The following is a 20,595-nucleotide window of genomic DNA, read 5'->3' as shown; positions in this document are numbered from 1 at the left end:
TGGTCGTTTAATTCGAGCGTGGGACGCATTGCGGGCGTTTCGGCTGCCGAGACACGCGAGCGACTGCTGCAGGCGGCCGCCGCGGTTTTCGCGGAGCGAGGCTATGAGGGCACCCGGGTGGCCGACATCGCGGCCGCCGCGGGCGTGAGCAACGGCGCGCTGTACGCGCACTTCGCCTCGAAGGCCGAGCTGCTGGTGGCCGCCCTGGATGCGCACGGCAGGCCGGTGCTCGCCGACCTGCTTGCCGCCGATCCGAGCCGGTCGATCATGGAAGTGCTGTTCGTCGTCGGCCGGTGCCTGCCGCACCCCGACGGCGACCACGGGCGGCTCGTCGTCGAGGCCCTGGTGGCGGCCACGCGCGATGCGGAGGTCGCCCGGCGCGTGCGGGAGCACTTCGGCGAGCGCGCCGAATGGCTGACCTCGCTGGTACGCACCGCCCAGGCCGGCAACGAGATGGACCGGACGCTGGCGCCCGACGCGATCGCGCACTTCTGTCTCCTGCTGGCCATGGGCAGCTCACTGGTGACCCAGGACCTGCACCCGGTCGGCGACGAGGGGTGGGCGGCCCTGATCGCCCGTGTCCTGTCCGCGCTTGCCCCAGCGGAGGCGACGACACAGTAAGGAAGCAGGCAGTGAAGGTACACATCGACTCCGAACGGTGCCACGGGCACGGCCGCTGCTATGACCTGTCCCCCGGCCTGTTCGCCGAGGACGACGAGGGCTACGGCCAGGTTCAGGGCGACGGCTCCGTGCCGCGGGACAACGAACCCGCCGCGCGCCGCGCGGTGGCCAACTGTCCAGAGCGCGCGATCGACCTCTTGGAAGGAGCCGCGCGATGACCGTGGACGAACGCTTCGGCCAGAACTTCGAGGACGAGCGCGCGAACCGGATACTCACCGGCTACCGCAACGAGATCATCACCGATCCGGTCGCCGACTGGGCGACCGACTTCTCCCACGTCGACCCCACCTATGCGGCCGACCCCTACCCCATCCAGGACGACCTGCGGCAGCGCTGTCCCATCGCGCACACCGACCGGTTCGGCGGTGCCTGGTTCCCGACGCGGTACGAGGACGTCACGGCGATCGCCTACGACACCGACCGCTTCACCTCCCGGGCGATCATCGTGGGCAACGTCCGGCCTCCGCACGAGCTGGCGCCGATCGGCGGCGCTCCCCCGATCTCCTCCGACCCGCCCTTCCACCACGACGCCCGCAAGCTGCTGCTGCCCGCCTTCACCAAGAGCCAGGTCGCCAGGTACGAGCCGGGCACCAGGGCGTTGTGCCACGAGCTGATCGACACCTTCGACGGACGCGACGTGGTGGACGCGGCCCGAGAGTACGCGCAGCTGATCCCGATGCGGGTCATCGCCGACATGCTCGGGTTCCCGACGGAGGACTGGCCGAAGTTCCGCGAGTTCGTCGAGGGCGCGCTGGAGAGCATCAACGCGCCGCAGGAGGAGCGCGTCGAGCGCTTCACCAAGATGTCGGACTACCTGCTGGCCCAGGTCCGCGACCACATCGACAACCCGCGCGACGACCTCACCAGTTACCTGATCAACGCCGAGCTGTACGGGCAGAAACTGGACCCCGTGCACGTCATGGGCACGATGAACCTGCTGCTGATCGCCGGGATCGACACCACGTGGAGCGCGATCGGCGCCTCGCTGTGGCACCTGGCCAGGACGCCCGCCGACCGCGAGCGGCTGGTGGCCGAGCCGGAGCTGATGCCGACGGCGATGGAGGAGTTCCTGCGCGCCTACGCGCCGGTCACGATGGCCCGGCTGGTGCGGGAGGACATGCACTGGCACGGCGTCGACATGAAGGCCGACGACTGGGTCCTGGTCCCCTTCCCCGCGGCCAACCGCGACCCGGAGCAGTTCGAGCGCGCGGACGAGGTCGTCATCGACCGCGAGGTCAACCGGCACGTGGCCTTCGGCCTGGGCATCCACCGGTGCGTCGGCTCCCACCTGGCCCGCATGGAGCTGCGCGTCGCCCTGGAGGCGTGGCTGGAGCGCATCCCGTCCTTCACCCTGGCGGACCCCTCCGAGGTGACCTGGGCCGCCAGCCAGGTCCGCGGGCCCCGCAGCCTTCCTCTGCGCATCGGCTGACCCCGCCCGCTCACCGCCGTACTCCGGATACGGCGGTGAGCACCCCGTTCAACTCCACGGGTGTAGGCCTCGTCGGCAGGGTAGTCGCGAGCCTCATGAAGTACGACTGGACCGAGCAGGCGGCCTGCCTGAGCGTCGACCCCGAACTGTTCTTCCCGATCTCCGGGAGCGGCCCCGGGCAGGCCCAGATAAGGCAGGCCAAGGCGGTGTGCGGCCGCTGCCACGTGCGCGAGCCGTGCCTGGCCTACGCGCTGGACACCCAGCAGCCCCACGGAGTCTGGGGCGGCACCGATCCCCTCCAGCGCACGGCAATCACCCACAGACAGTCGGTCAGAGGCCGATGAGGACACCCGTCAACGAAGTTTGACGAGAGACGAGCAGGGCGGCGGGCGGGATATTCGGTGGTGTCCGCTTCTGCGGGGTGGCTACGCTGAGGGTCCCGATTCGACCACGTCGGACCACTGGAGAGGGTGTTTTATGTTCCAGCCCGCGCCGAGCGTACCTCGCCGTACCGCGTAACCGTTCGGTCCCATCCGTCGAGGTAGCTCGGCCTGCTCTTGCTGTCATGTGCGTACTTCTCAGCAAGGAGCAACCCGGGTGTCCAAGTCCACCAACACCCTGAAGATCGACACCTTCACCTGCGTGCGGTGCGGTCTGACCGTGTCCAGCTTCTCCGCCGACGGCACGCGGCGTAACCACTGCCCGTCGTGCCTGCACTCCCAGCACGTCACCGACCACGTCGAGGGCGGCCCGAGCGAGTGCCACGGCAGGATGACGCCGATCGCCATCGCGGTGCTGCGCACCGGCGACTGGATGGTCATCCACCGTTGCGTGCGCTGCGACGAGCTCACGTCGAACCCGGTCTGTTCGGACGACAACCAGCTCATCCTCATGCGCATGGCGGTACGGCCGCTGGCGCAGCCGCCGTTCCCGCTCGAAGTGTTCGGCGCCCTCTGACCCAGGAAGGAGGGAGTCGATCATGCCACGACGCAGCAAGCCACGCAGGCCACGCAGGGACGTCCGGATGGACGACTTCCGGTGCGTGGGCTGCAGGCTGCAGGTGTCCATGGACGCGCCGGGCACGGCGCACCGCAACCACTGCCCGACCTGCCTGGCCAGCCTGCACGTCGACCGCCGCATCCCGGGCGACCGCGCCTCGGACTGCCGCGGCCGGATGGAGCCGCTGGGCATGTCGGTGCGGCCGGACGGCGAGTGGATGATCATCCACGAGTGCCTGTCCTGCGGTGAGCTCAGCGCCAACCGCATCGCCGGCGACGACAACGCGCTGGCCGTACTGCGGCTGGCGCTCAAACCGCTCAGGGACACAAGCATCGCCAGCCGCGCGCTGCTCGCCCTGTGATCGTGGCCCCGGGGAAGCCCCCGGGGCCACACCAGCACGATGGGGTCCGTTCCGGACAAGCACGCTCGGCAAGATCGTGCGGGCCCTCCCTGCGCCGGTGGCCGCCCAGGCCGAGGCGGTACGGCGGGCCACCGCGCCCGCCCCCGACCGCGCCGCCGCCCGGCCGGACCCCGCGACCGCGGCCGCCCTCGTGCAGGCCTCCTCCAACCACCGGCGGGTGCGCCTGGAGTACCGCTCAGAGGCCGGGACGGAGCGGGTCATCGAGGCCGACCCGTGGGCGGTCGTCGTCCGCCACGGCCGCTGGTACCTGCTGTGCCATTCCCACACCTCGAACGCGCGGCGGGCCTACCGGATCGACCGGGTCCGCGCGGTGCAGGCGCTCGACGACGTCTTCGTCCCGCCCGCCGGCCTGGACGCCGTCGCCGAGCTCGAGGGACACCTCGCCGTCGGCTGGGAGTACGACGTCGAGGTCGTCATCGACGCGCCCGCGGACGCCGTGGCCCGCTGCCTGCCCAGAGCCGCCGGACGGCTCGAACCGATCGACGCCACGACCACCCGGCTGGTCGGCAGCACCAGCAACCCGGAGTGGTACGCCGAGCAGCTCGCCACGATCCACGCGCCGTTCCGCATCCTCCGCTGCCCCGAGCTGCGACAGGCCGCACGGGCTCTCGGGCAGCGGCTGCTGGCCGCGGCCGACGACTCCCCTGCTTGACAACGGGTACGGCAGGCGCCGGCCGTACCGTGGTTCAGTCGGGCAGGGCGGCGGTCACCGCGGGACCGTGCCGTTCCGCCCAGTCGGCGAGGGCGTAGATCGGGACGAGCAGGTCGCGCCCCGCGGCGGTCAGCTCGTACTCGACGCGGGGCGGCGCCTCGGCGTAGCGGCGGCGTTCGACCAGCGTGAACTGCTCCATCCGGCGCAGGGTCTGGGTGAGGACCTTCTGGCTGATCCCGCCGATCTGTTCGCGCAGGTCGCCGGGGCGCATCGGGCCCTCGCGGAGCATGTAGACGATCACCGGGAGCCAGGTGCTCGCGAACAGGTCGGTGGCCAGGCGCACGGGGCAGTCGGCCTCGAACGCGCCATAAGGGGTGATCACCGGAGCTGTCTGTGCGGGCATGCGGCCAGTCTTCCCGTTCCGTTGCGAACCTGGAGGTGCCTTTCGGCTTCCCTACTGTGCTGACACGAGGCGCGGTGCGGCAAGCCCGCGCGGGTCATCCTGATGAGGAGTCGTGTCGATCATGCGTGTGGGAATTCTAGGTGCGGGGGCGATGGCGCTGGCACTCGGCGGCGGCTGGGCGAAAGCCGGGCACGAGGTGCTGGTCGGAGCGCGGGATCAGGACCAGGCCGGCAAGGCCGCCGAGAGCATCGGGGCGGGCGCCCGGGCGGGCACGCTGCGCGAGGCCGCCGCGTTCGGTGACGCGGTGCTGCTCGCCGTTCCCGCTGCGGCGGTCGCGGAGGTCCTGGAGGCGTGCGGCGGCGCGCTCGACGGGCGCACGGTCATCGACTGCACGAACGCCTTCCAGCCGGACGCGGCGGCGCCCGGCGGGGTGATGGCGTTCGTGCTGTCCGAGGAGGCGGTCGCGGAGAAGGTGGCCGCCCTGGCGCCGGCGGCGCATGTGGTGAAGGCGTTCAACCTGTGCGCCGCGGAGGTGTGGGCGGCCTCGGACGCCCGGCTGTTCGAAGGGCGGCGGCTGGCCGTACCGCTGTGCGGCGACGACCCGGCCGCCCTTGACCTGACGGCCGAGCTGGCCGGCGACCTGGGCCTGCACCCGGTCCGCGCCGGCGGCCTGAACCGGGCGAGGTACCTGGAGGCCACCTCGGTGTTCGTGGTCAGCCTCTGGTTCGCCGGCCACGACGCCCGTGCGATGTTCCCGCCGCTGGAGAACACTTTCGCCGAGGCGGACTAAGTTCGGGTGGTTCGCGGCGCTGGGATACTCGATGGCGTGTCCTCGGCTATCCCAGCGAAGCGTCTCGGCAGGCGCGGGCGGCCCGGCTACGACCTGGAGTCGTTGCTGGCCGTCGCCGTGACCGTGTTCAACGAGCGCGGATACGAGGCGACCAGCATGGAGGCGGTGGCCAAGCGGCTCGGCATCACCAAGTCGGCCATCTACCACCACATCGACAGCAAGGAAGAGCTGCTGGGCCTGGCCGTCGACCGGGCCCTCGACGGGCTCTTCGAAGCGGCCGGCGAGGCGGCGGCCGCGCCCGGGCGGGCGATCGACCGGCTGGAGTCGCTGGTCAACCGCAGCGTGCACGTGCTGGTCGAGCGGCTGCCGTTCGTCACGCTGCTGCTGCGGGTCCGCGGCAACACCGAGGTCGAGGTGCGGGCGCTGAACCGCCGCTGCGACTTCGACCACCTGATCGCCGGCCTCATGCGGCAGGCGCAGGAGGAGGGCGACCTGGCCGCCGGGGTGGATCCTGACCTGGGGGCGCGGCTGCTGTTCGGCATGGTCAACTCCCTCATCGAGTGGTACCGCCCCTCTCGCCACATCGACGCCGACGCCCTGGCCGAGGCCGTCTGCCGTACCGCCTTCCACGGCCTGCGCGCCTAGGCGTTCACGCGTCGCGGCGGGCGTCCGCCTTGATCCTGCCGCCCGGCTGCGGTGCGCGGGGTGGGCCGGCAGCGGGCGCCGCCAGGGTGACGGCGAGGACGAGCAGCCCGCAGCCGGCCACGAGGACCCAGCCGGGACGCGATGCCTGGGCGAGGTGCGCGGGTGAGGCGTCGGCGATGAGGCTGCCTGCGACGGCGATGCCGAGGGCCGAGCCGAGCTGGCGGGCCGTGGAGGTGATCCCGGCGGCGACGCCGGCGCGGGCGGGCGGCAGGCCGCTGACCGCGGTGTTGGTGATCGGCGCGTTCGCGAATCCGAACCCGATGCCGACGAGCAGGTAGGCCAGCGACAGCAACCCGACGGGTGTCCGGACATCGATGCCCACGAGGCAGAGGCCGCCGGCCGCGATGAAAGCGCCGGCGAGCATCAGCGGCGGGCGCGGGCCGAACCGTCCGACGAGCATCCCGGAGAGCGGCGCGCACACGGTCGCGGCGATGGCCATCGGAAGCGTGACGAGCCCGACGGCCACCGGGGTCATGCCTCTCGCGTGCTGGAGATAGAGGGTGTTGAGCAGCAGGGTCGCGCTGAGGGCGACGAACACCACGACCGCGCCGACGACGGCGGCGACGAACGGCGGCCTGCGGAACAGCTGGGGGTCCACCAGCGGCTCGGCCCGTCGCGTCTCGACCCGTCCGAAAGCGACCACGGCGGCGGCCACCACGAGGTAGCCGGCGATCGCCGCGGGCGAGGCCCACCCGATGTGCGGTCCCTCGATGAGCACCGCGACCGAACCACCCACCACGACGGCCAGCAGCAGCTGCCCAGGGCCGTCGAGCCGGCGCGGCCGCTCCGCGCGGGACTCCGGGACGAAGAGCGCGGTCAGCACCAGCGCCACAGCGACGACCGGCACGTTGATCCAGAAGACCGACCGCCAGCCGAAACCCGAGACGAGAGCGCCGCCCACGATGGGCCCCGCGGCCATGCTGACGCCGAAGACGGCGGCCCACACGCCGATCGCGCGCGCCCGCTCCCTCGGCTCGGTGATCACGTTGACGACGATCGCGAGCGCCACCGGGCTGAGCATCGAGGCGCCGACGCCCTGCACCGCGCGGGCCGCGACCAGCATGCCGACGGTCGGCGCGAGCGCGCACGCCACGGACGCGGCGCCGAAGACGACCAATCCGAGGCGGAACACGCGTCGCCGTCCGAAGCGGTCGGCCAGCGCTCCGGAGGAGATCAGGAGACTGGCCAGCACGATCGTGTAGGCGTCGACCGTCCATTCCAGACCGCGGGTTCCGACGTGCAGGCCTGCGCCTATCGAGGGCAGGCCGACGTTCACGATCGTGGTGTCCAGTCCGACGAGGAACAGGCTCAGGCAGCAGATCGCCAGCACAGTCCAGCGTCTGGGTTCGGTGTCCATGGGTGCTCCTTAGGGGCGCGGTGTGGTGAGGCCAATGTCGGGCCACCGGCCGCGGAAAGGGTAGGAATCTTGCGAAAACTGCAAAACTTGCCAGCTCCGGCCAAACTGGTGCATATGGACGCTGAACTGGAGCAGACGATCGCCGCCATCGGGCCGCGGCTGCGGTCACTGCGTCGCGACCGCGGCATGACCCTAGAGGCGCTGTCGGCGGCGACCGGCATCTCGGTCAGCGGCCTGTCGCGGATCGAGTCCGGCAAGAGACGCCCGACCCTCGAACTGCTCATACCGATCGCACGAGCACACCGTGTCGCGCTCGACCAGCTCATCGCCGCCCCGGCCACCGGCGACCCGCGGGTCCACCTGACCCCGAAACGGCACCGCCGCAGGGGAAGCGTCCTCGTGCCGCTGACGCAGTATCCGGGCCGCCTCCAGGTCTTCAAACAGGTGATCGCACCCGGCCCGCGCAGGCTCGTCACCCACGCCGGCTACGAGTGGCTCTTCGTCCTGGCCGGGGAACTGCTGCTCGTGCTCGGGGAGCGCGAGCTCACGCTCCGTCCCGGCGAGGTGGCCGAGTTCGACACGGCCGAGCCGCACTGGTTCGGCCCGAGCGGCGACCGCCCCGTGGAGATCCTCCACATCTTCGGCCCGCAGGGCGACAGGGTCCGCGTACGCGCCCGCCCGGCTCCCATCCAGAACCACCACCTCGACTGACAGTCCGCTTTACGCCGGGTTTCTTGTCCTACTTACGCGGCTCCGTGACCTCGGCGATCGCAACCTCCAGGCCGATCCGAGTGCACCGCAGGGGCGCTTCGGTGCCCTCTGGGCAGATAAAGGTCTTGTTGCACCTCTTGACGGCTCCGCGGAAGCGTTGGTGCAATGTCACATCTCACTAGAAGCGAGGAGCCGCACATGCGTGCCATCCCTCTGAAGTCTTTCGCGGCGCTCGCCGTCCTTGCTGTCCTGGCGACCGGATGCGGTCAGGGTCTGCTCGGCGGCGGCGACAAGGGAGGCAACAAGGAAGACCCGATCGTCCTCGGTATGCTGATCCCGCAGTCGGGCAGCGAGGCCGCCGTCGGTCCTTATATGAGTAACGCGGCACAGCTCGCAGTCGACGAGCTTAACGCCAAGGGTGGCGTGCTCGGACGCAAGCTGGAGCTGAAGACCGCCGACGACGCCTGTGACGCCCAGTCGGCCACGGCCGGCGCCAACAAGCTGGTGACCGAGGGCGTGGACGTCTCGGTGGGCGGCTACTGCTCCGGCGCGACGCTGCCGACACTGCCGATCTTCGGCAAGTCGAACATCCCGATGATCATCCCGGCGGCCAACTCCCAGGAGCTGGTCGACCAGAAGCTCAAGCACGTCTTCCTGATCAACGGGACCGGCTCCCAGCAGGCCGAGGCCGCACAGAAGTGGATCGCCAAGCAGGGCGGCACCAAGGTCGCGCTGATGCACGACAACACCAGCTACTCCAAGGACATCGCGCTGCGCACCAAGGCGCTGCTCGGCGCCCAGGCGGTGACCGTCGAGGCGGTGACGCCCAAGGAGAGCGACTACAGCGCCAATATCACCAACGTGCTGGCCAAGAAGCCCGACTTCATCTACTGGACCGGCTACTTCCAGGAGGGCGGGCTCATCATCCGCCAGCTCCGCCAGGCCGGATACAAGGGCTCGATCATCGTCGGCGACGGTTCGGTCTCCGCGAAGCTGGCCGAGATCGCCGGAGGCGACACGGCCGAGGGCGTCTACGCCACGATGACCCAGACCCCTGACACCATCGAGGGCGCCCAGGGCTGGATCGACGCGTACAAGAAGAAGTACAACTCCGCTCCCGGCCCCTACTCCAACCAGGCCTACGACGCCGTACGGCTGGCCGCCGAGGCGATCACCAAGGCCGGCGGCACCGACGGCACCAAGGTCATCGCCGCGTTGGAGGCGATCGACGGCTTCCAGATGTTCTCCGGGCCGCTGAAGTTCACGCCCGAGCACACCCTGTCCAACGGGGGCTTCCAGATCCTCGTCGTCAAGAACGGCGCCTTCACCCTGCAGGATTCGCTGAAATGACGCAGCTCGTCTGGAACGGCCTGTTCGTCGGGTCGTTCTACGCCCTGGTGGCGTTGGGCTACAGCATGGTCTACGGGATCATCAAACTGCTCAACTTCGCCCACGGAGACCTCTACATGCTGGGCGCGTTCACCGGCTTCGCCGTTCTCGGCGCGGTCGGTGGCGTGTCGGAGGCGATGGCCCTGCCGGTGCTGCTCGCCGTAATGCTCGCCACGATGGCGGTCACCGGCCTGGCCGGGGTCACGCTCGAGCGGATCGCCTACCGTCCGCTGCGCCGGGCTCCCCGCCTGTCCCTGCTGATCACCGCCGTCGGCGCGTCGTTCGCGCTGGAGTACGGCATGCGCGCCGGCGCCGGAGCCGACCCGCAGGTCTACCCGGTACGGCTCGGCGGCACGTCACTGCACATCCTCGGGGCCACAGTGACGGTGCAGCAGCTCGTCCTGATCGGCGTGGCCGTGGCCTTGATGGCAGGGCTGAACCTGCTGGTCACCCGGACCCGTGAGGGCCGAGCCATGCGCGCCATCGCGCTCGACCCGCGCACCAGTTCGCTGATGGGCATCGACGTGAACGCGGTGATCTCCAGGACCTTCTTCCTCGGCTCGGCCCTGGCCGGGGCCGCCGGGGTGATGGCCGGGGCCTACTACGGGAAGATCGACTTCCTGATGGGCTTCCTGATCGGGCTCAAGGCGTTCACCGCCGCGGTGATCGGCGGCATCGGCAACATCCCCGGCACCATGCTGGGGGGCCTGCTGCTCGGGCTGCTCGAGTCGTTCGGCACGTTCTGGCTGGGCGGCGAGTGGCGCGACGTGTTCGCCTTCGGGGTGCTGATCCTCTTCCTGACCGTGCGGCCGACCGGGCTGCTCGGCGAGCGCGTCACGGAGCGCGTATGACGACGACCCAAACGCCCCGTCACGTCGGCACGGACAAGCCTCCCACGCTCGCCTCGAAGCTGATGAGCAACAGGTGGGCCGGGATCGGCGGAGTGCTCGTCGCGGTTCTGGCTCCCTTCGTCAACGCCACGCCGTACGCGCTGTCGGTGATGACCAGCGCGGCCATCTTCGTGATGCTCGCGGCCGGGCTGAACATCGTGGTCGGCTACTGCGGCCTGCTCGACCTGGGATACGTCGCCTTCTTCGCGGTCGGCGCCTACACCAGCGGCGTGCTGTCCACCCGGCTCCACCTGCCGCTGGTGGCGACCGTACCCGTGGTGATCGTGGTCACGGTGATCGCCGGCATCGTCATCGGCGCGCCCACCCTGCGGCTGCGCAGCGACTACCTGGCCATCGTGACCCTCGGATTCGGCGAGATCATCCGGATCACGGCCAACAATCTGGACGTCACCGGCGGCCCGTCCGGTATCTACGGCATTCCCAGCCTGGCCGGGAACCCGGTGGTCTTCTACTACGTGACCGTCGCCGTCGTCTGCGTGGCCGTGCTCGGCGCGGCCCGGCTGGGCCGTTCCCGGCTGGGCCGTGCCTGGCGCTTCGTCCGTGAGGACGAGGACGCCGCCGAGGCCATGGGGGTGCACACCTACCGGGTCAAGCTCGCCGCCTACATCGCCGGGGCGATCTGGGGCGGCCTGGCCGGGGTCCTGTTCGCCGGGCAGCTGTCGGCGATCTCCCCCACCAGCTTCACGTTCCTGCAGTCCGCGCTGGTCCTGATGGCGGTCGTGCTCGGGGGGATGGGCTCCATCCCCGGCGTCGTCGTCGGCGCCATCGTGATCAGCCTGCTCCCCGAGGTGCTCCGCGACCTGGCCGACTACCGCTTCTTCCTGTTCGGGATCCTGCTGATCGTCGTCATGCTCCTGCGCCCGCAGGGCCTGTGGCCGGCCCGTTCGAAGGAGACGGTCAAATGACCCTGCTGAGTGTCGAGGACCTGCGCCTGTCCTTCGGCGGGCTGCTGGCCATCGACGGGCTGAGCTTCTCGGTGAACGAAGCGGAGATCGTCTCCGTCATCGGGCCCAACGGCGCGGGAAAGACCTCGGCGTTCAACTGCACGACCGGGTTCTACAAGCCGACGTCGGGCCGGATCACCTTCAGGGACAAGGGCATCCGAGGGCTGCGCCCCTCGGCCGTCGCCCAGCTCGGCATCTCGCGCACCTTCCAGAACCTGCGGCTCTTCGGCGAGCTGTCGGTCCTGGACAACGTGCGGGCCGGGGCACACCTGTGGCTCAGGCAGAACATCTTCGACGCGCTGCTGCACACGCCCCGCTACCGCCGCTCGGAACGCGAGTGCACCGAGCAGGCCAACCACTGGCTGGACTTCGTCGGCCTGCGCGGCGACCGGTACGGCGCGGCCCGCAACCTGCCCTATGGGGAGCAGCGCCGTACCGAGATCGCCAGGGCGCTGGCGCGCCGTCCCGACCTGCTCCTGCTGGACGAGCCCGCGGCCGGGCTCAACCACGCGGAGAAGGCCGAGATGCTCGACCTGATCAGGCGCATCCAGGGCCTGGGCATCGCCATCGTCCTCATCGAACACGACATGGGGCTGGTCATGGAGGTCTCCGAGCGCGTGGTCGTGCTGAACTTCGGCCGCAAGATCGCTGACGGCCGACCGGAGGACGTCCGGCGCGACCCGGCCGTCATCGAGGCCTACCTCGGGAGCGACGCCGATGCTTGAGATCCGCGGACTCGACGTCCACTACGACGGCATCCACGCCCTGCGTGGCCTGTCGCTCACCGTCGAACCGGGCGAGATCGTCGCCCTGCTCGGGAACAACGGCGCGGGCAAGACCACCACGCTCTCGGCGGTCTCCGGCCTGGTGCGGCCCAGCCAGGGCTCCGTCACCTTCGACGGCGGCGAGGTCACGCGCGAGAAGGCGCACAAGATCGCCGCCCGTGGCCTGGTACACGTCCCTGAGGGGCGCAGGATCTTCAGCACGCTCACCGTTCAGGAGAACCTGCAGCTCGGCGGCTACCTGGTCAGGGATCAGGCGGAGATCCGCAGGCGGATCGACCACGTCTACGAGCTGCTGCCCCGGCTCGCCGAGCGGCGCGCCCAGCAGGGCGGCACGCTGTCCGGCGGCGAGCAGCAGATGCTCGCGATCGGCCGGGCCCTGGTCACCGGCCCCCGCATGCTGCTGCTCGACGAACCGTCCATGGGCCTGGCCCCGCTGGTGGTCGCCGCCGTCATGAAGCTCATCGCGGACATCAACCAGGAGGGGGTTTCCGTCCTGCTCGTCGAGCAGAACGCCACGGCCGCGCTGCGGATCGCCCACCGGGGATACGTGATCGAGAACGGCACGTGCGTCCTGAACGGCCCCGCCGCCGAACTCCGCGAGGATCCCCGCGTGGCCGAGGCGTACCTGGGCGGCGTCTGACGCGGCGATGACACCTTCTTGATCACATCCGGCGATTACCGTCACCCAATGCCGAGCAGGTCGGCCGGAGGACCAAGTTCACGGTTGATGCAGAAGGTGAAGCCATGCCCAAGTACATGATCCAGGCCAGCTACACGGCGGAGGGCCTGCAGGGGATCCTGCGGGAGGGCGCCAGCGGCCGGCGCCAGGCGGTGGACGCCATGGTGAGCAGCCTCGGCGGCCGGGTCGAGCAGATGTACTGGGCTTTCGGGGAAGACGACGTCTACCTCGTGGTCGACATGCCGAGCAACGCCGACTCGGCCGCCCTACACCTGACCGTTTGCGCGGCCGGCGGGGTGCGGACGAAGACGGTCGTGCTCCTGACGACGGAGGAGATCGACGAAGCCGCGAGGAAGCAGGTGGAGTACAGGGCTCCGGGCACCTGAAGGCCTCCCCTTGCATACTGACCGAATGGTCGGTAGAAAAAGGGGGTCTTTTGCGGCTTTGGAGGGTCGATGTCCGAGGTGTTCCTGGTAGGTGGGGTTCGTACGCCGCAGGGGAAGTACGGCGGCGCGCTGGCCGGAGTCCGAGCCGACGACCTCGCCGCCCTCGTGGTCCGCGAGGCGGTCGCGCGAGCCGGCGTGCCCGGTGAAGCGGTGGACGAGGTGATCCTGGGCGCCGCCAACCAGGCGGGCGAGGACAACCGCAACGTCGCCCGCATGGCGGCGCTGCTGGCCGGGCTGCCCGAGCAGGTGCCGGGATACACGGTCAACCGCCTGTGCGCCAGCGGGCTGACCGCAGTGGGCTCGGCCGCGCAGGCCGTACGCGCGGGCGAGGCCGACCTCGTGATCGCCGGGGGCGTCGAGTCGATGACCAGGTCGCCGTGGGTGATGGCCAAGCCCGGCACGCCATGGGCCCGTCCCGGCGAGGTCGCCGACACCTCGCTGGGCTGGCGGTTCACCAATCCGGCCTTCTCCGAGCGGACGACGCTGTCCATGGGCGAGACGGCCGAGGAGGTCGCCGCGCTGGACGGCATCGGCCGTGCCGACAGCGACGCGTTCGCGCTGCGCAGCCACCAGCGCGCGATCGCGGCCATCGACGCGGGCCGCTTCGAGGCGGAGGTCGTGCCCGTCGGGGACGTCCGCGTCGACGAGGGGCCGCGCCGCAACGGGTCGCTGGACAAGCTGGCCGCGCTGCGGCCGGTGTTCAGGAAGGACGGCGTGGTCACCGCCGGAACGTCCTCGCCGCTGTCCGACGGCGCGTCGGCGCTGGTCGTGGCGAGCGAGCAGGCGGTCGCCCGGTACGGCCTGCGGCCCAGGGCCCGGGTGGTCACGACCGCCAGTGCCGGTGTCGCGCCGCACCTGATGGGGCTCGGCCCGGTGCCGGCGACGGACAAGGCGCTGGCGCGAGCCGGGTGGAGCGTGTCGGACCTGGACGCGATCGAGCTCAACGAGGCCTTCGCCGTACAGAGCCTGGCCGTGATCCGGCGGCTGAAGCTGGACGAGGAGCGCGTGAACGCGGACGGCGGCGCGATCGCGCTCGGCCACCCGCTGGGTTGCTCCGGGGCCAGGATCCTGGTCACCCTGCTCGGGCGGATGGAGCGCGAGGACGCCTCGCGCGGCCTGGCGACGCTGTGCGTCGGTGTGGGCCAGGGTGTGGCCATGCTGGTGGAGCGGGTCTGACCTGAACTGCGGGGTTCTCAAGCGCCATGGGGCGCGTTAACATAACTGACCGAATGGACAGTCAGTAATTCGGGAAGGGGCAGCTCGATGACCGCTCTACGCAGCTACGTTTCCGGGGCCTGGCACACGCCCCCGGACGAGGGCGCGCCCGTGTACGACGCGGTGACCGGCGAGCAGGTCGCCCGCGTCTCCTCGACCGGCGTCGACTTCGCCGCCGCGCTGGCCTACGGCCGCCGCCAGGGCGCGGAGCTGCGCCGGCTGACCTTCCATCAGCGGGCCGCCCTGCTGAAGGCGCTGGGCTCCCACCTGCGCGAGCACCGCGACGAGCTGTACGCGCTGTCGGCCCGCGCCGGCGCGACCAAGGGCGACTCGTGGATCGACGTCGACGGCGGGATCGGCACGCTGCTGTCCTACTCCAGCAAGGGCCGCCGCGAGCTGCCCAACGCCACCACCCTCGTGGAGGGCGAGCCGGAGGTCCTGAGCAGGGGCGGCACGTTCGCCGGCCGCCACCTGCTCACGCCGCTGCACGGCGTCGCCGTACAGATCAACGCCTTCAACTTCCCCATCTGGGGGCCGCTGGAGAAGTTCGCCCCGGCGTTCGTGGCCGGGGTGCCCAGCCTGATCAAGCCCGCGAGCCAGACCGCGTACCTGACCGCGCGGCTGGTGGAGCTGATCGTGGAGTCCGGCATCCTGCCAGAAGGCTCGGTGCAGCTGGTCTGCGGGGACGTGGGCGACCTGTTCGAGCACCTGACCGAGCAGGATCTGGTGGGCTTTACCGGCTCGGCGACGACCGCGCGGCGGCTGCGGACGCACCCGGCGGTGGTGGAGCGTGCCGTACGGTTCAATGCCGAGGCCGACTCGCTGAACTGCTCGATCCTGGGCCCTGACGGGGACGTGGAGCTGTACGCGGCGCAGCTGGTGACCGAGATGACCGCCAAGACCGGGCAGAAGTGCACGGCGATCCGCCGCGCGTTCGTCCCGCGTGAACGGCTGGCGGAGGTGACCGAGGCGGTGCGGGCCCGCCTGGAGCAGGTGGTGGTCGGCGCTCCCCTGGTGGAAGGCGTGACCATGGGGCCGCTGGTCAGCCTGCGCCAGCGCGAGGAGGTGCGCGCCGCGGTGAAGGCGCTCGGCGGCGAGGTGCTGTTCGGCGACCTCGACCAGGTGCGGGTGGAGGGCGCGGACGCGCAGGCCGGCGCGTTCATGTCGCCGATCCTGCTGGCGGGCGACCCCGATCGGGCCGAGCCGCACGAGATCGAGGCGTTCGGGCCGGTCAGCACGCTCATGCCGTACGAGTCGGCCGAACAGGTCGTCGACTACGCGGCCCGCGGACGCGGCAGCCTGGTCGGCTCCATCGTCACCGAGGACCTCGGCTTCGCCCGTGAGGTCGTGCTCGGGCTCGCGCCCTGGCACGGCAGGCTGCTCGTGCTGGACCGGACGGACGCCAAGGAGTCGACCGGCCACGGCTCGCCGCTGCCGGTGCTGGTGCACGGCGGTCCCGGCCGCGCGGGCGGCGGCGAGGAGCTGGGCGGCGTGCGGGCGGTCAAGCACCACATGCAGCGCACGGCGCTGCAGGGCTCCCCCGACGTGCTCACGGCCGTGACCGGGGTGTGGACTCCCGGCGCCCGCCGCGCCGAGGACGTGCACCCGTTCCGCAAGAGCCTGGCCGAGCTGCGCGTCGGCGACACCGTCACCGCCGGGCCGAGGCAGGTCACGGACGAGGACGTGGCGCACTTCGCCGAGTTCACCGGAGACACCTTCTACGCCCACACCGACGAGGCGGCCGCCGCCGCGAACCCGCTGTTCGGCGGCATCGTGGCGCACGGCTACCTGGTCGTCTCGTTCGCCGCCGGGCTGTTCGTGGCGCCCGAGCCCGGCCCGGTGCTGGCCAACTACGGGCTGGACAACCTGCGGTTCCTCACGCCGGTCAAGCCCGGCGACGAGCTGACCGTGACGCTGACGGCCAAGCAGATCAGCCCGCGCGAGAACGCCGACTACGGCGAGGTCCGCTGGGACACCGACGTCACCAACCAGAACGGCGAGTCGGTCGCCAAGTACGACGTCCTGACCCTGGTCGCCAAGGAGGCGCGGTGAGCACGTTCGACGAGGTGATCGCGGCGGACCGGCGGGTCGAGCCGCGCGACGACATGCCCGACGGGTACCGGGCGACCATGATCCGGCAGATCGCCCAGCACGCCCACTCCGAGATCATCGGCATGCAGCCGGAGGGCGACTGGATCACCCGCGCCCCTTCGCTGCGGCGCAAGGCGATCCTGCTGGCCAAGGTCCAGGACGAGGCCGGGCACGGCCTCTACCTGTACTCGGCCGCCGAGACCCTCGGGGTGGAGCGCACCGACCTGACCGAGCGGCTGATCAGCGGCCGCCAGAAGTACTCCTCGATCTTCAACTACCCGACGCTCACCTTCGCCGACGTCGGGGTGATCGGCTGGCTGGTGGACGGTGCCGCGATCTGCAACCAGGTGCCGCTGTGCCGCAGCTCCTACGGCCCCTACGCGCGCGCCATGATCCGCATCTGCAAGGAGGAGTCCTTCCACCAGCGCCAGGGCTTCGAGCTGCTGATGACCATGATGCGGGGCACGGACGCGCAGCGCGCCATGGTGCAGGACGCGGTGGACCGCTGGTGGTGGCCGTCGCTGATGATGTTCGGCCCGCCCGACGCCGACTCGCCCAACAGCGCGCAGTCCATGGCGTGGAAGATCAAGCGGCACAGCAACGACGAACTGCGCCAGCGCTTCGTCGACATGACCGTCCCGCAGGCCGAGCGGCTCGGCGTCACGCTGCCGGATCCCGAGCTGCGCTGGAACGCCGAACGCGGACATCACGACTTCGGCACCCCCGACTGGGACGAGCTGCGGCGGGTGATCACCGGCGGCGGCCCGCGCAACGCCGAGCGGATCGACCGCCGGCGCGCCGCGCACGAGGAGGGCGCCTGGGTCCGCGAGGCCGCCGAGGCGTACGCCGCCAAGCACGAGCGGAGGAGAGTGGCATGACCTGGCCGCTGTACGAGGTGTTCATCCGGGGCAAGCGGGGACTCAACCACGTCCACGTCGGCTCGCTGCACGCGCCCGACGACGAGTCGGCGCTGCACAACGCCCGCGACCTGTACACCCGGCGCAACGAGGGCGTGAGCATCTGGGTCGTCCGCTCCGCTGACATCATCGCCTCGAGCCCGGAGGAGAAGGACGCCTTCTTCGAGCCCAGCGGCGACAAGGTCTACCGGCACCCGACCTTCTACGCCATCCCCGACGACGTCCCGCACATCTAGGGAGTGGTGAGGTGAGCTTCGACAACGCCTATGAGGCCCTCGACCAGGACGGCGGCGCGCACTGGGCCTTCGGGACCGGCTTCTCCGACCCGCTGGCCGGCATCCCCGCGCCCCCGGCCGGTCCCGAGCTGGCGGCCCGCTGCCTGGCCCTGGGCGACGACGCGCTGATCATGTCGCACCGCATCCAGCAGTGGTGCACCCGCGCCCCCGAGCTCGAGGACGAGGTCGCCCTGGCCAACATCGCCCTCGACCTGCTCGGCCAGGCCAGGCTGCTGCTGTCGCGCAGCGGCCAGGACGAGGACGCGCTGGCCTTCCTACGCGATCCCGCCGAGTTCCGCAGCGTCGCCCTGGTCGAGGCCCCCAACGGGGACTTCGCCGATCTCGTCGCCCGGCTGCTGGTCTTCTCCACCTGGCGCCTGGCGCTGCTGCGCAGCCTGGCCGGCGACGCGGACGAACTGCTGTCCGCCATCGCGGCCAAGGGCGTCAAGGAGGTCACCTACCACCGCGACTACGCCGCCCGGTGGACCCTGCGGCTCGGCGACGGCACCGACCACTCCCACGCCCGCATGCGGCAGGCGCTGGACGACCTGTGGCCGCTGGTCGGCGGGCTGTTCACCCGCGACGAGATCGGCCTCGACCCGGCTGCCCTGCGCGCCGAGTTCGACGCCGTCATCGCCGAGGTGCTGCACGCCGCCACCCTGACGGTCCCCGCCGACGCGCCCGGTGAGCCCGTACGGCGGGGCCGCCACGATCCCGCGCTCGTCCCCCTGCTGGAGGAGATGCAGAGCGCCGCCAGGGCACTGCCGGGAGCGACGTGGTGACGGCGCTGGAGGTCGCGGCGGCCGTCGTGGATCCGGAACTGCCCCAGCTCACGCTCGCCGAGCTGGGCGTGCTCCGCGACGTCAAGGAGGACGCGGGCCACGTGACCGTGTGGATCACGCCGACGTACACCGCCTGCCCCGCGCTCGGCGCCATGCGCGACGACCTGGTGCGCCGGCTCGGCGAGGCGGGCTACGACGAGGTTGACGTGCGGGTGGCGCTGTCCCCCGCGTGGAGCTCCGACTGGATCAGCGAGTCGGGCCGCCGCAAGCTCGCCGAGGCGGGCATCGCTCCCCCGGGTGCCGCGCCGCGCCGGACGGGGCCGATCCCGCTCACGCTCGGGCCGGCGCGGCGGGCTGACTGCCCGCAGTGCGGCTCGCCCGACACCCTGGAGCTTTCCGAGTTCGGCTCGACGGCCTGCCGCGCGCTGCGCCGCTGCCGCTCATGTGGCGAAACCTTCGACCACTTCAAGGAGATCTGATCATGGGCGCCTCCTCCCACCCGCTGCGCGTGGACGCCGTCGAGCGGCTGTGCGCGGACGCCGTCGCCGTGACCTTCGCGATCCCCGACGAACTGGCCGAGCTGTACGCCTTCCGCCCCGGCCAGTCGCTGACCCTGCGCCGCGTCGTGGACGGCAGGGACGAGCGCCGCTCCTACTCCATCTGCTCCGCCGCCGGAGGGCCGCCGCGCGTCGGCGTCCGCGAGGTGCCCGGCGGGCTGTTCTCCGGCTGGCTGACCCGCCAGGTGCGCCCCGGCGACGAGATCGAGGTGCTGCCGCCCAGCGGTTCCTTCACCGCCGAACTGCTGCCCGGCCAGCGCCACGTGCTGATCGCGGCGGGCTCGGGGATCACCCCCATCCTGTCGCTCGCCGCCTCGGCGCTGGCCGTACCCGGCACCCATCTGACCCTGCTGTACGGCAACCGCACCAGCCAGAGCGTCATGTTCGCCGACGAGCTGGCCGACCTCAAGGACGCCCATCCCGAGCGGCTGGAGCTGGTCCACGTGCTGTCGCGCGAGCCGCGCGAGGCCGAGCTGTTCAGCGGCAGGCTGGATGCCGTCCGTCTGGCCACGCTGATCCGGCGGCTCATCCCGGTCGACGAGGTCGACCACTGGTGGCTGTGCGGCCCGCACGGCATGGTCGTCGACGGCATGGAGGTGCTGGCCGAGCTGGGCGTCCCGCGCGAGCGGGTGCACCGCGAGCTGTTCTACGTCGAGGAGGAGCCACCCCCGCTCCACACCCACGAAGAACCCTCGAACGAGAGTCCCGCCGCGACGGTCACGCTCGTCCTGGACGGGCGCAAGAGCGTGGTGGAGCTGCCCGCCGGCACCACCGTCCTGGACGGGGCCCAGCGCGTCCGGCCCGACCTGCCCTTCGCCTGCAAGGGCGGCGTGTGCGGCACCTGCCGGGCCAGGGTCGTGGACGGCGAGGTGCGCATGCGCCGCAACTTCGCGCTCGACCCGGCCGAGCTGGACGCCGGGTTCGTCCTCACCTGCCAGTCCGAGCCCGTCTCCGACACCGTCACGGTCGACTACGACGCGTAGCCGTACCCTCCCTGAGGAGCATGTCGTCGTTCGACTCGTCGAAGATCAGGTGCGTGCGGGTGCTCAGCACCCCCGCGATGGAGTGCAGGTCGTTGAGCACCAGGTCGCGCAGCTCGCCCTGACCGGCCACCCGGACCAGGGCGAGCACGTCGAAGTCCCCGCCGATCAGGGCGAAGTTCAGAATGCCCGGCACGTCGCGGAGCCTGGCGCTCACCTCCCGCCAGGAGTTCTGCTCGATCCGCAGCGTCACGTACGCCGAGGTGGTGAGCCCGATCATGGCCGGATCCAGCCGCACGGAGAACCCGCGCACCACGCCGTCGGTGAGGAGCCTGTCCAGCCTGCTGTAGGCGCTCGCGCGGGAGATGTGCAGCCGCTCGGCCAGCGACCGGACCGACAGGCGGGCGTCCTTGGACAGCTCGGCGATGATCTTCCGGTCCACGTCATCTAGATCAGCGGTCACTTGGCCTTCTCTC

26 protein-coding genes are annotated in these 20,595 nt (G+C 71.0%); 23 read left to right on the top strand and 3 right to left on the bottom strand.

Annotated features, from left to right (window positions below; genetic code table 11):
- The first annotated feature begins 18 nt into the window (after positions 1–18).
- The 7 genes from ACIBHX_RS06920 to ACIBHX_RS06890 all read left to right on the top strand — a co-directional run bounded on the left by ACIBHX_RS06920 (position 19) and on the right by ACIBHX_RS06890 (position 4,182).
- Entirely contained in the window at positions 19–621 is a 603-nt protein-coding gene (locus ACIBHX_RS06920; RefSeq protein ID WP_397064970.1) for a TetR family transcriptional regulator, read from the top strand.
- 11 nt (positions 622–632) lie between these two features.
- Positions 633–839: a ferredoxin gene (locus ACIBHX_RS06915; RefSeq protein WP_397064968.1), complete on the top strand. Its 207-nt coding sequence runs from the start codon at positions 633–635 to the stop codon at positions 837–839.
- Entirely contained in the window at positions 836–2,110 is a 1,275-nt protein-coding gene (locus ACIBHX_RS06910; protein ID WP_397064967.1) for a cytochrome P450, read from the top strand. The genes ACIBHX_RS06915 and ACIBHX_RS06910 overlap by 4 nt, the downstream gene beginning before the upstream one ends.
- A gap of 95 nt (positions 2,111–2,205) precedes the next feature.
- Positions 2,206–2,454 carry a WhiB family transcriptional regulator gene (locus ACIBHX_RS06905; RefSeq protein ID WP_397065033.1) on the top strand — a complete coding sequence of 83 codons (249 nt, stop codon included), beginning with the start codon at positions 2,206–2,208 and terminating at the stop codon, positions 2,452–2,454.
- Between the two features lie 253 nt (positions 2,455–2,707).
- A complete protein-coding gene (locus tag ACIBHX_RS06900) occupies positions 2,708–3,067 on the top strand; it encodes an RNHCP domain-containing protein (RefSeq protein ID WP_397064965.1) in 360 nt (119 codons plus the stop codon).
- Positions 3,068–3,089: 22 nt separating this feature from the next.
- A complete protein-coding gene (locus ACIBHX_RS06895) occupies positions 3,090–3,470 on the top strand; it encodes an RNHCP domain-containing protein (protein WP_397064963.1) in 381 nt (126 codons plus the stop codon).
- Between the two features lie 76 nt (positions 3,471–3,546).
- The gene (locus tag ACIBHX_RS06890) at positions 3,547–4,182 is read left to right on the top strand and encodes a helix-turn-helix transcriptional regulator (RefSeq protein WP_397064961.1); all 636 of its coding nucleotides are present in this window, start codon (positions 3,547–3,549) and stop codon (positions 4,180–4,182) included.
- Between the two features lie 34 nt (positions 4,183–4,216).
- Here the strand turns inward: ACIBHX_RS06890 and ACIBHX_RS06885 are convergent, their stop codons facing one another.
- Positions 4,217–4,585 (bottom strand): winged helix-turn-helix transcriptional regulator, encoded by a 369-nt coding sequence (locus ACIBHX_RS06885; RefSeq protein ID WP_397064959.1) that lies wholly within the window; start codon positions 4,583–4,585, stop codon positions 4,217–4,219.
- Between the two features lie 121 nt (positions 4,586–4,706).
- Between ACIBHX_RS06885 and ACIBHX_RS06880 the strand changes: the two genes are divergently transcribed.
- Positions 4,707–5,375, top strand: a complete 669-nt coding sequence (locus ACIBHX_RS06880) for an NADPH-dependent F420 reductase (protein ID WP_397064957.1) — start codon at positions 4,707–4,709, stop codon at positions 5,373–5,375.
- Between the two features lie 36 nt (positions 5,376–5,411).
- Positions 5,412–6,020, top strand: a complete 609-nt coding sequence (locus ACIBHX_RS06875; RefSeq protein ID WP_397064955.1) for a TetR/AcrR family transcriptional regulator — start codon at positions 5,412–5,414, stop codon at positions 6,018–6,020.
- A 4-nt stretch (positions 6,021–6,024) separates the two neighbouring features.
- Here ACIBHX_RS06875 and ACIBHX_RS06870 read toward each other — a convergent pair whose 3' ends face one another.
- Positions 6,025–7,437, bottom strand: a complete 1,413-nt coding sequence (locus ACIBHX_RS06870; RefSeq protein WP_397064954.1) for an MFS transporter — start codon at positions 7,435–7,437, stop codon at positions 6,025–6,027.
- 114 nt (positions 7,438–7,551) lie between these two features.
- Between ACIBHX_RS06870 and ACIBHX_RS06865 the strand changes: the two genes are divergently transcribed.
- The 14 genes from ACIBHX_RS06865 to paaE all read left to right on the top strand — a co-directional run bounded on the left by ACIBHX_RS06865 (position 7,552) and on the right by paaE (position 20,122).
- Positions 7,552–8,148, top strand: coding sequence for a helix-turn-helix domain-containing protein (locus tag ACIBHX_RS06865; protein WP_397064952.1), 597 nt, complete (start codon positions 7,552–7,554; stop codon positions 8,146–8,148).
- 198 nt (positions 8,149–8,346) lie between these two features.
- Entirely contained in the window at positions 8,347–9,498 is a 1,152-nt protein-coding gene (locus tag ACIBHX_RS06860; RefSeq protein ID WP_397064950.1) for a branched-chain amino acid ABC transporter substrate-binding protein, read from the top strand.
- Entirely contained in the window at positions 9,495–10,388 is an 894-nt protein-coding gene (locus ACIBHX_RS06855; protein ID WP_397064948.1) for a branched-chain amino acid ABC transporter permease, read from the top strand. Before ACIBHX_RS06860 ends, ACIBHX_RS06855 begins: the two co-directional genes overlap by 4 nt.
- Entirely contained in the window at positions 10,385–11,353 is a 969-nt protein-coding gene (locus ACIBHX_RS06850; protein ID WP_397064946.1) for a branched-chain amino acid ABC transporter permease, read from the top strand. Before ACIBHX_RS06855 ends, ACIBHX_RS06850 begins: the two co-directional genes overlap by 4 nt.
- Positions 11,350–12,117, top strand: a complete 768-nt coding sequence (locus tag ACIBHX_RS06845) for an ABC transporter ATP-binding protein (protein ID WP_397064944.1) — start codon at positions 11,350–11,352, stop codon at positions 12,115–12,117. The genes ACIBHX_RS06850 and ACIBHX_RS06845 overlap by 4 nt, the downstream gene beginning before the upstream one ends.
- Complete coding sequence (locus tag ACIBHX_RS06840) at positions 12,110–12,817, top strand: ABC transporter ATP-binding protein (RefSeq protein ID WP_397064942.1); 708 nt, start codon at positions 12,110–12,112, stop codon at positions 12,815–12,817. Before ACIBHX_RS06845 ends, ACIBHX_RS06840 begins: the two co-directional genes overlap by 8 nt.
- 104 nt (positions 12,818–12,921) lie before the next feature.
- Entirely contained in the window at positions 12,922–13,242 is a 321-nt protein-coding gene (locus tag ACIBHX_RS06835) for a GYD domain-containing protein (protein ID WP_397064940.1), read from the top strand.
- Positions 13,243–13,311: 69 nt separating this feature from the next.
- Positions 13,312–14,478, top strand: a complete 1,167-nt coding sequence (locus ACIBHX_RS06830) for a thiolase family protein (RefSeq protein WP_397064938.1) — start codon at positions 13,312–13,314, stop codon at positions 14,476–14,478.
- An 87-nt stretch (positions 14,479–14,565) separates the two neighbouring features.
- Positions 14,566–16,569: a phenylacetic acid degradation bifunctional protein PaaZ gene (gene paaZ, locus ACIBHX_RS06825; RefSeq protein ID WP_397064936.1), complete on the top strand. Its 2,004-nt coding sequence runs from the start codon at positions 14,566–14,568 to the stop codon at positions 16,567–16,569.
- The gene (gene paaA / locus ACIBHX_RS06820) at positions 16,566–17,486 is read left to right on the top strand and encodes a 1,2-phenylacetyl-CoA epoxidase subunit PaaA (RefSeq protein ID WP_397064934.1); all 921 of its coding nucleotides are present in this window, start codon (positions 16,566–16,568) and stop codon (positions 17,484–17,486) included. The genes paaZ and paaA overlap by 4 nt, the downstream gene beginning before the upstream one ends.
- Entirely contained in the window at positions 17,483–17,761 is a 279-nt protein-coding gene (gene paaB, locus ACIBHX_RS06815) for a 1,2-phenylacetyl-CoA epoxidase subunit PaaB (RefSeq protein ID WP_397064932.1), read from the top strand. Before paaA ends, paaB begins: the two co-directional genes overlap by 4 nt.
- 11 nt (positions 17,762–17,772) lie before the next feature.
- On the top strand, positions 17,773–18,582 hold the full coding sequence (paaC, locus tag ACIBHX_RS06810) for a 1,2-phenylacetyl-CoA epoxidase subunit PaaC (protein WP_397064930.1): 810 nt from the start codon (positions 17,773–17,775) through the stop codon (positions 18,580–18,582).
- Positions 18,579–19,061 (top strand): 1,2-phenylacetyl-CoA epoxidase subunit PaaD, encoded by a 483-nt coding sequence (paaD, locus tag ACIBHX_RS06805; protein WP_397064928.1) that lies wholly within the window; start codon positions 18,579–18,581, stop codon positions 19,059–19,061. The genes paaC and paaD overlap by 4 nt, the downstream gene beginning before the upstream one ends.
- 2 nt (positions 19,062–19,063) lie before the next feature.
- Positions 19,064–20,122 carry a 1,2-phenylacetyl-CoA epoxidase subunit PaaE gene (gene paaE / locus ACIBHX_RS06800; protein ID WP_397064926.1) on the top strand — a complete coding sequence of 353 codons (1,059 nt, stop codon included), beginning with the start codon at positions 19,064–19,066 and terminating at the stop codon, positions 20,120–20,122.
- Here the strand turns inward: paaE and ACIBHX_RS06795 are convergent.
- A complete protein-coding gene (locus ACIBHX_RS06795) occupies positions 20,100–20,582 on the bottom strand; it encodes an Lrp/AsnC family transcriptional regulator (protein WP_397064925.1) in 483 nt (160 codons plus the stop codon). The two genes, paaE and ACIBHX_RS06795, sit on opposite strands and share 23 nt — an antisense overlap.
- Between the last annotated feature and the right edge of the window lie 13 nt (positions 20,583–20,595).

The sequence above is a fragment of the Nonomuraea sp. NPDC050536 genome (assembly GCF_044457685.1).
Taxonomy (GTDB): Bacteria; Actinomycetota; Actinomycetes; order Streptosporangiales; family Streptosporangiaceae; genus Nonomuraea.
The sequence above is the reverse complement of the archived record's forward strand: the minus strand, read 5'-3'. Positions and strand labels throughout refer to the sequence as shown.

Excerpts from the sequence above, each read along its gene's own strand:
- ACIBHX_RS06855 (WP_397064948.1), top strand. The coding sequence starts at position 9,495 with ATGACGCAGCTCGTCTGGAACGGCCTGTTCGTCGGGTCGTTCTACGCC.
- ACIBHX_RS06830 (WP_397064938.1), top strand. The coding sequence starts at position 13,312 with ATGTCCGAGGTGTTCCTGGTAGGTGGGGTTCGTACGCCGCAGGGGAAG.
- ACIBHX_RS06840 (WP_397064942.1), top strand. The coding sequence starts at position 12,110 with ATGCTTGAGATCCGCGGACTCGACGTCCACTACGACGGCATCCACGCC.
- paaZ (WP_397064936.1), top strand. The coding sequence starts at position 14,566 with ATGACCGCTCTACGCAGCTACGTTTCCGGGGCCTGGCACACGCCCCCG.
- ACIBHX_RS06845 (WP_397064944.1), top strand. The coding sequence starts at position 11,350 with ATGACCCTGCTGAGTGTCGAGGACCTGCGCCTGTCCTTCGGCGGGCTG.
- ACIBHX_RS06895 (WP_397064963.1), top strand. The coding sequence starts at position 3,090 with ATGCCACGACGCAGCAAGCCACGCAGGCCACGCAGGGACGTCCGGATG.
- ACIBHX_RS06850 (WP_397064946.1), top strand. The coding sequence starts at position 10,385 with ATGACGACGACCCAAACGCCCCGTCACGTCGGCACGGACAAGCCTCCC.
- ACIBHX_RS06835 (WP_397064940.1), top strand. The coding sequence starts at position 12,922 with ATGCCCAAGTACATGATCCAGGCCAGCTACACGGCGGAGGGCCTGCAG.
- ACIBHX_RS06880 (WP_397064957.1), top strand. The coding sequence starts at position 4,707 with ATGCGTGTGGGAATTCTAGGTGCGGGGGCGATGGCGCTGGCACTCGGC.
- ACIBHX_RS06870 (WP_397064954.1), bottom strand. The coding sequence starts at position 7,437 with ATGGACACCGAACCCAGACGCTGGACTGTGCTGGCGATCTGCTGCCTG.
- ACIBHX_RS06905 (WP_397065033.1), top strand. The coding sequence starts at position 2,206 with ATGAAGTACGACTGGACCGAGCAGGCGGCCTGCCTGAGCGTCGACCCC.
- ACIBHX_RS06865 (WP_397064952.1), top strand. The coding sequence starts at position 7,552 with ATGGACGCTGAACTGGAGCAGACGATCGCCGCCATCGGGCCGCGGCTG.
- ACIBHX_RS06860 (WP_397064950.1), top strand. The coding sequence starts at position 8,347 with ATGCGTGCCATCCCTCTGAAGTCTTTCGCGGCGCTCGCCGTCCTTGCT.
- ACIBHX_RS06885 (WP_397064959.1), bottom strand. The coding sequence starts at position 4,585 with ATGCCCGCACAGACAGCTCCGGTGATCACCCCTTATGGCGCGTTCGAG.
- ACIBHX_RS06910 (WP_397064967.1), top strand. The coding sequence starts at position 836 with ATGACCGTGGACGAACGCTTCGGCCAGAACTTCGAGGACGAGCGCGCG.
- paaE (WP_397064926.1), top strand. The coding sequence starts at position 19,064 with ATGGGCGCCTCCTCCCACCCGCTGCGCGTGGACGCCGTCGAGCGGCTG.
- paaB (WP_397064932.1), top strand. The coding sequence starts at position 17,483 with ATGACCTGGCCGCTGTACGAGGTGTTCATCCGGGGCAAGCGGGGACTC.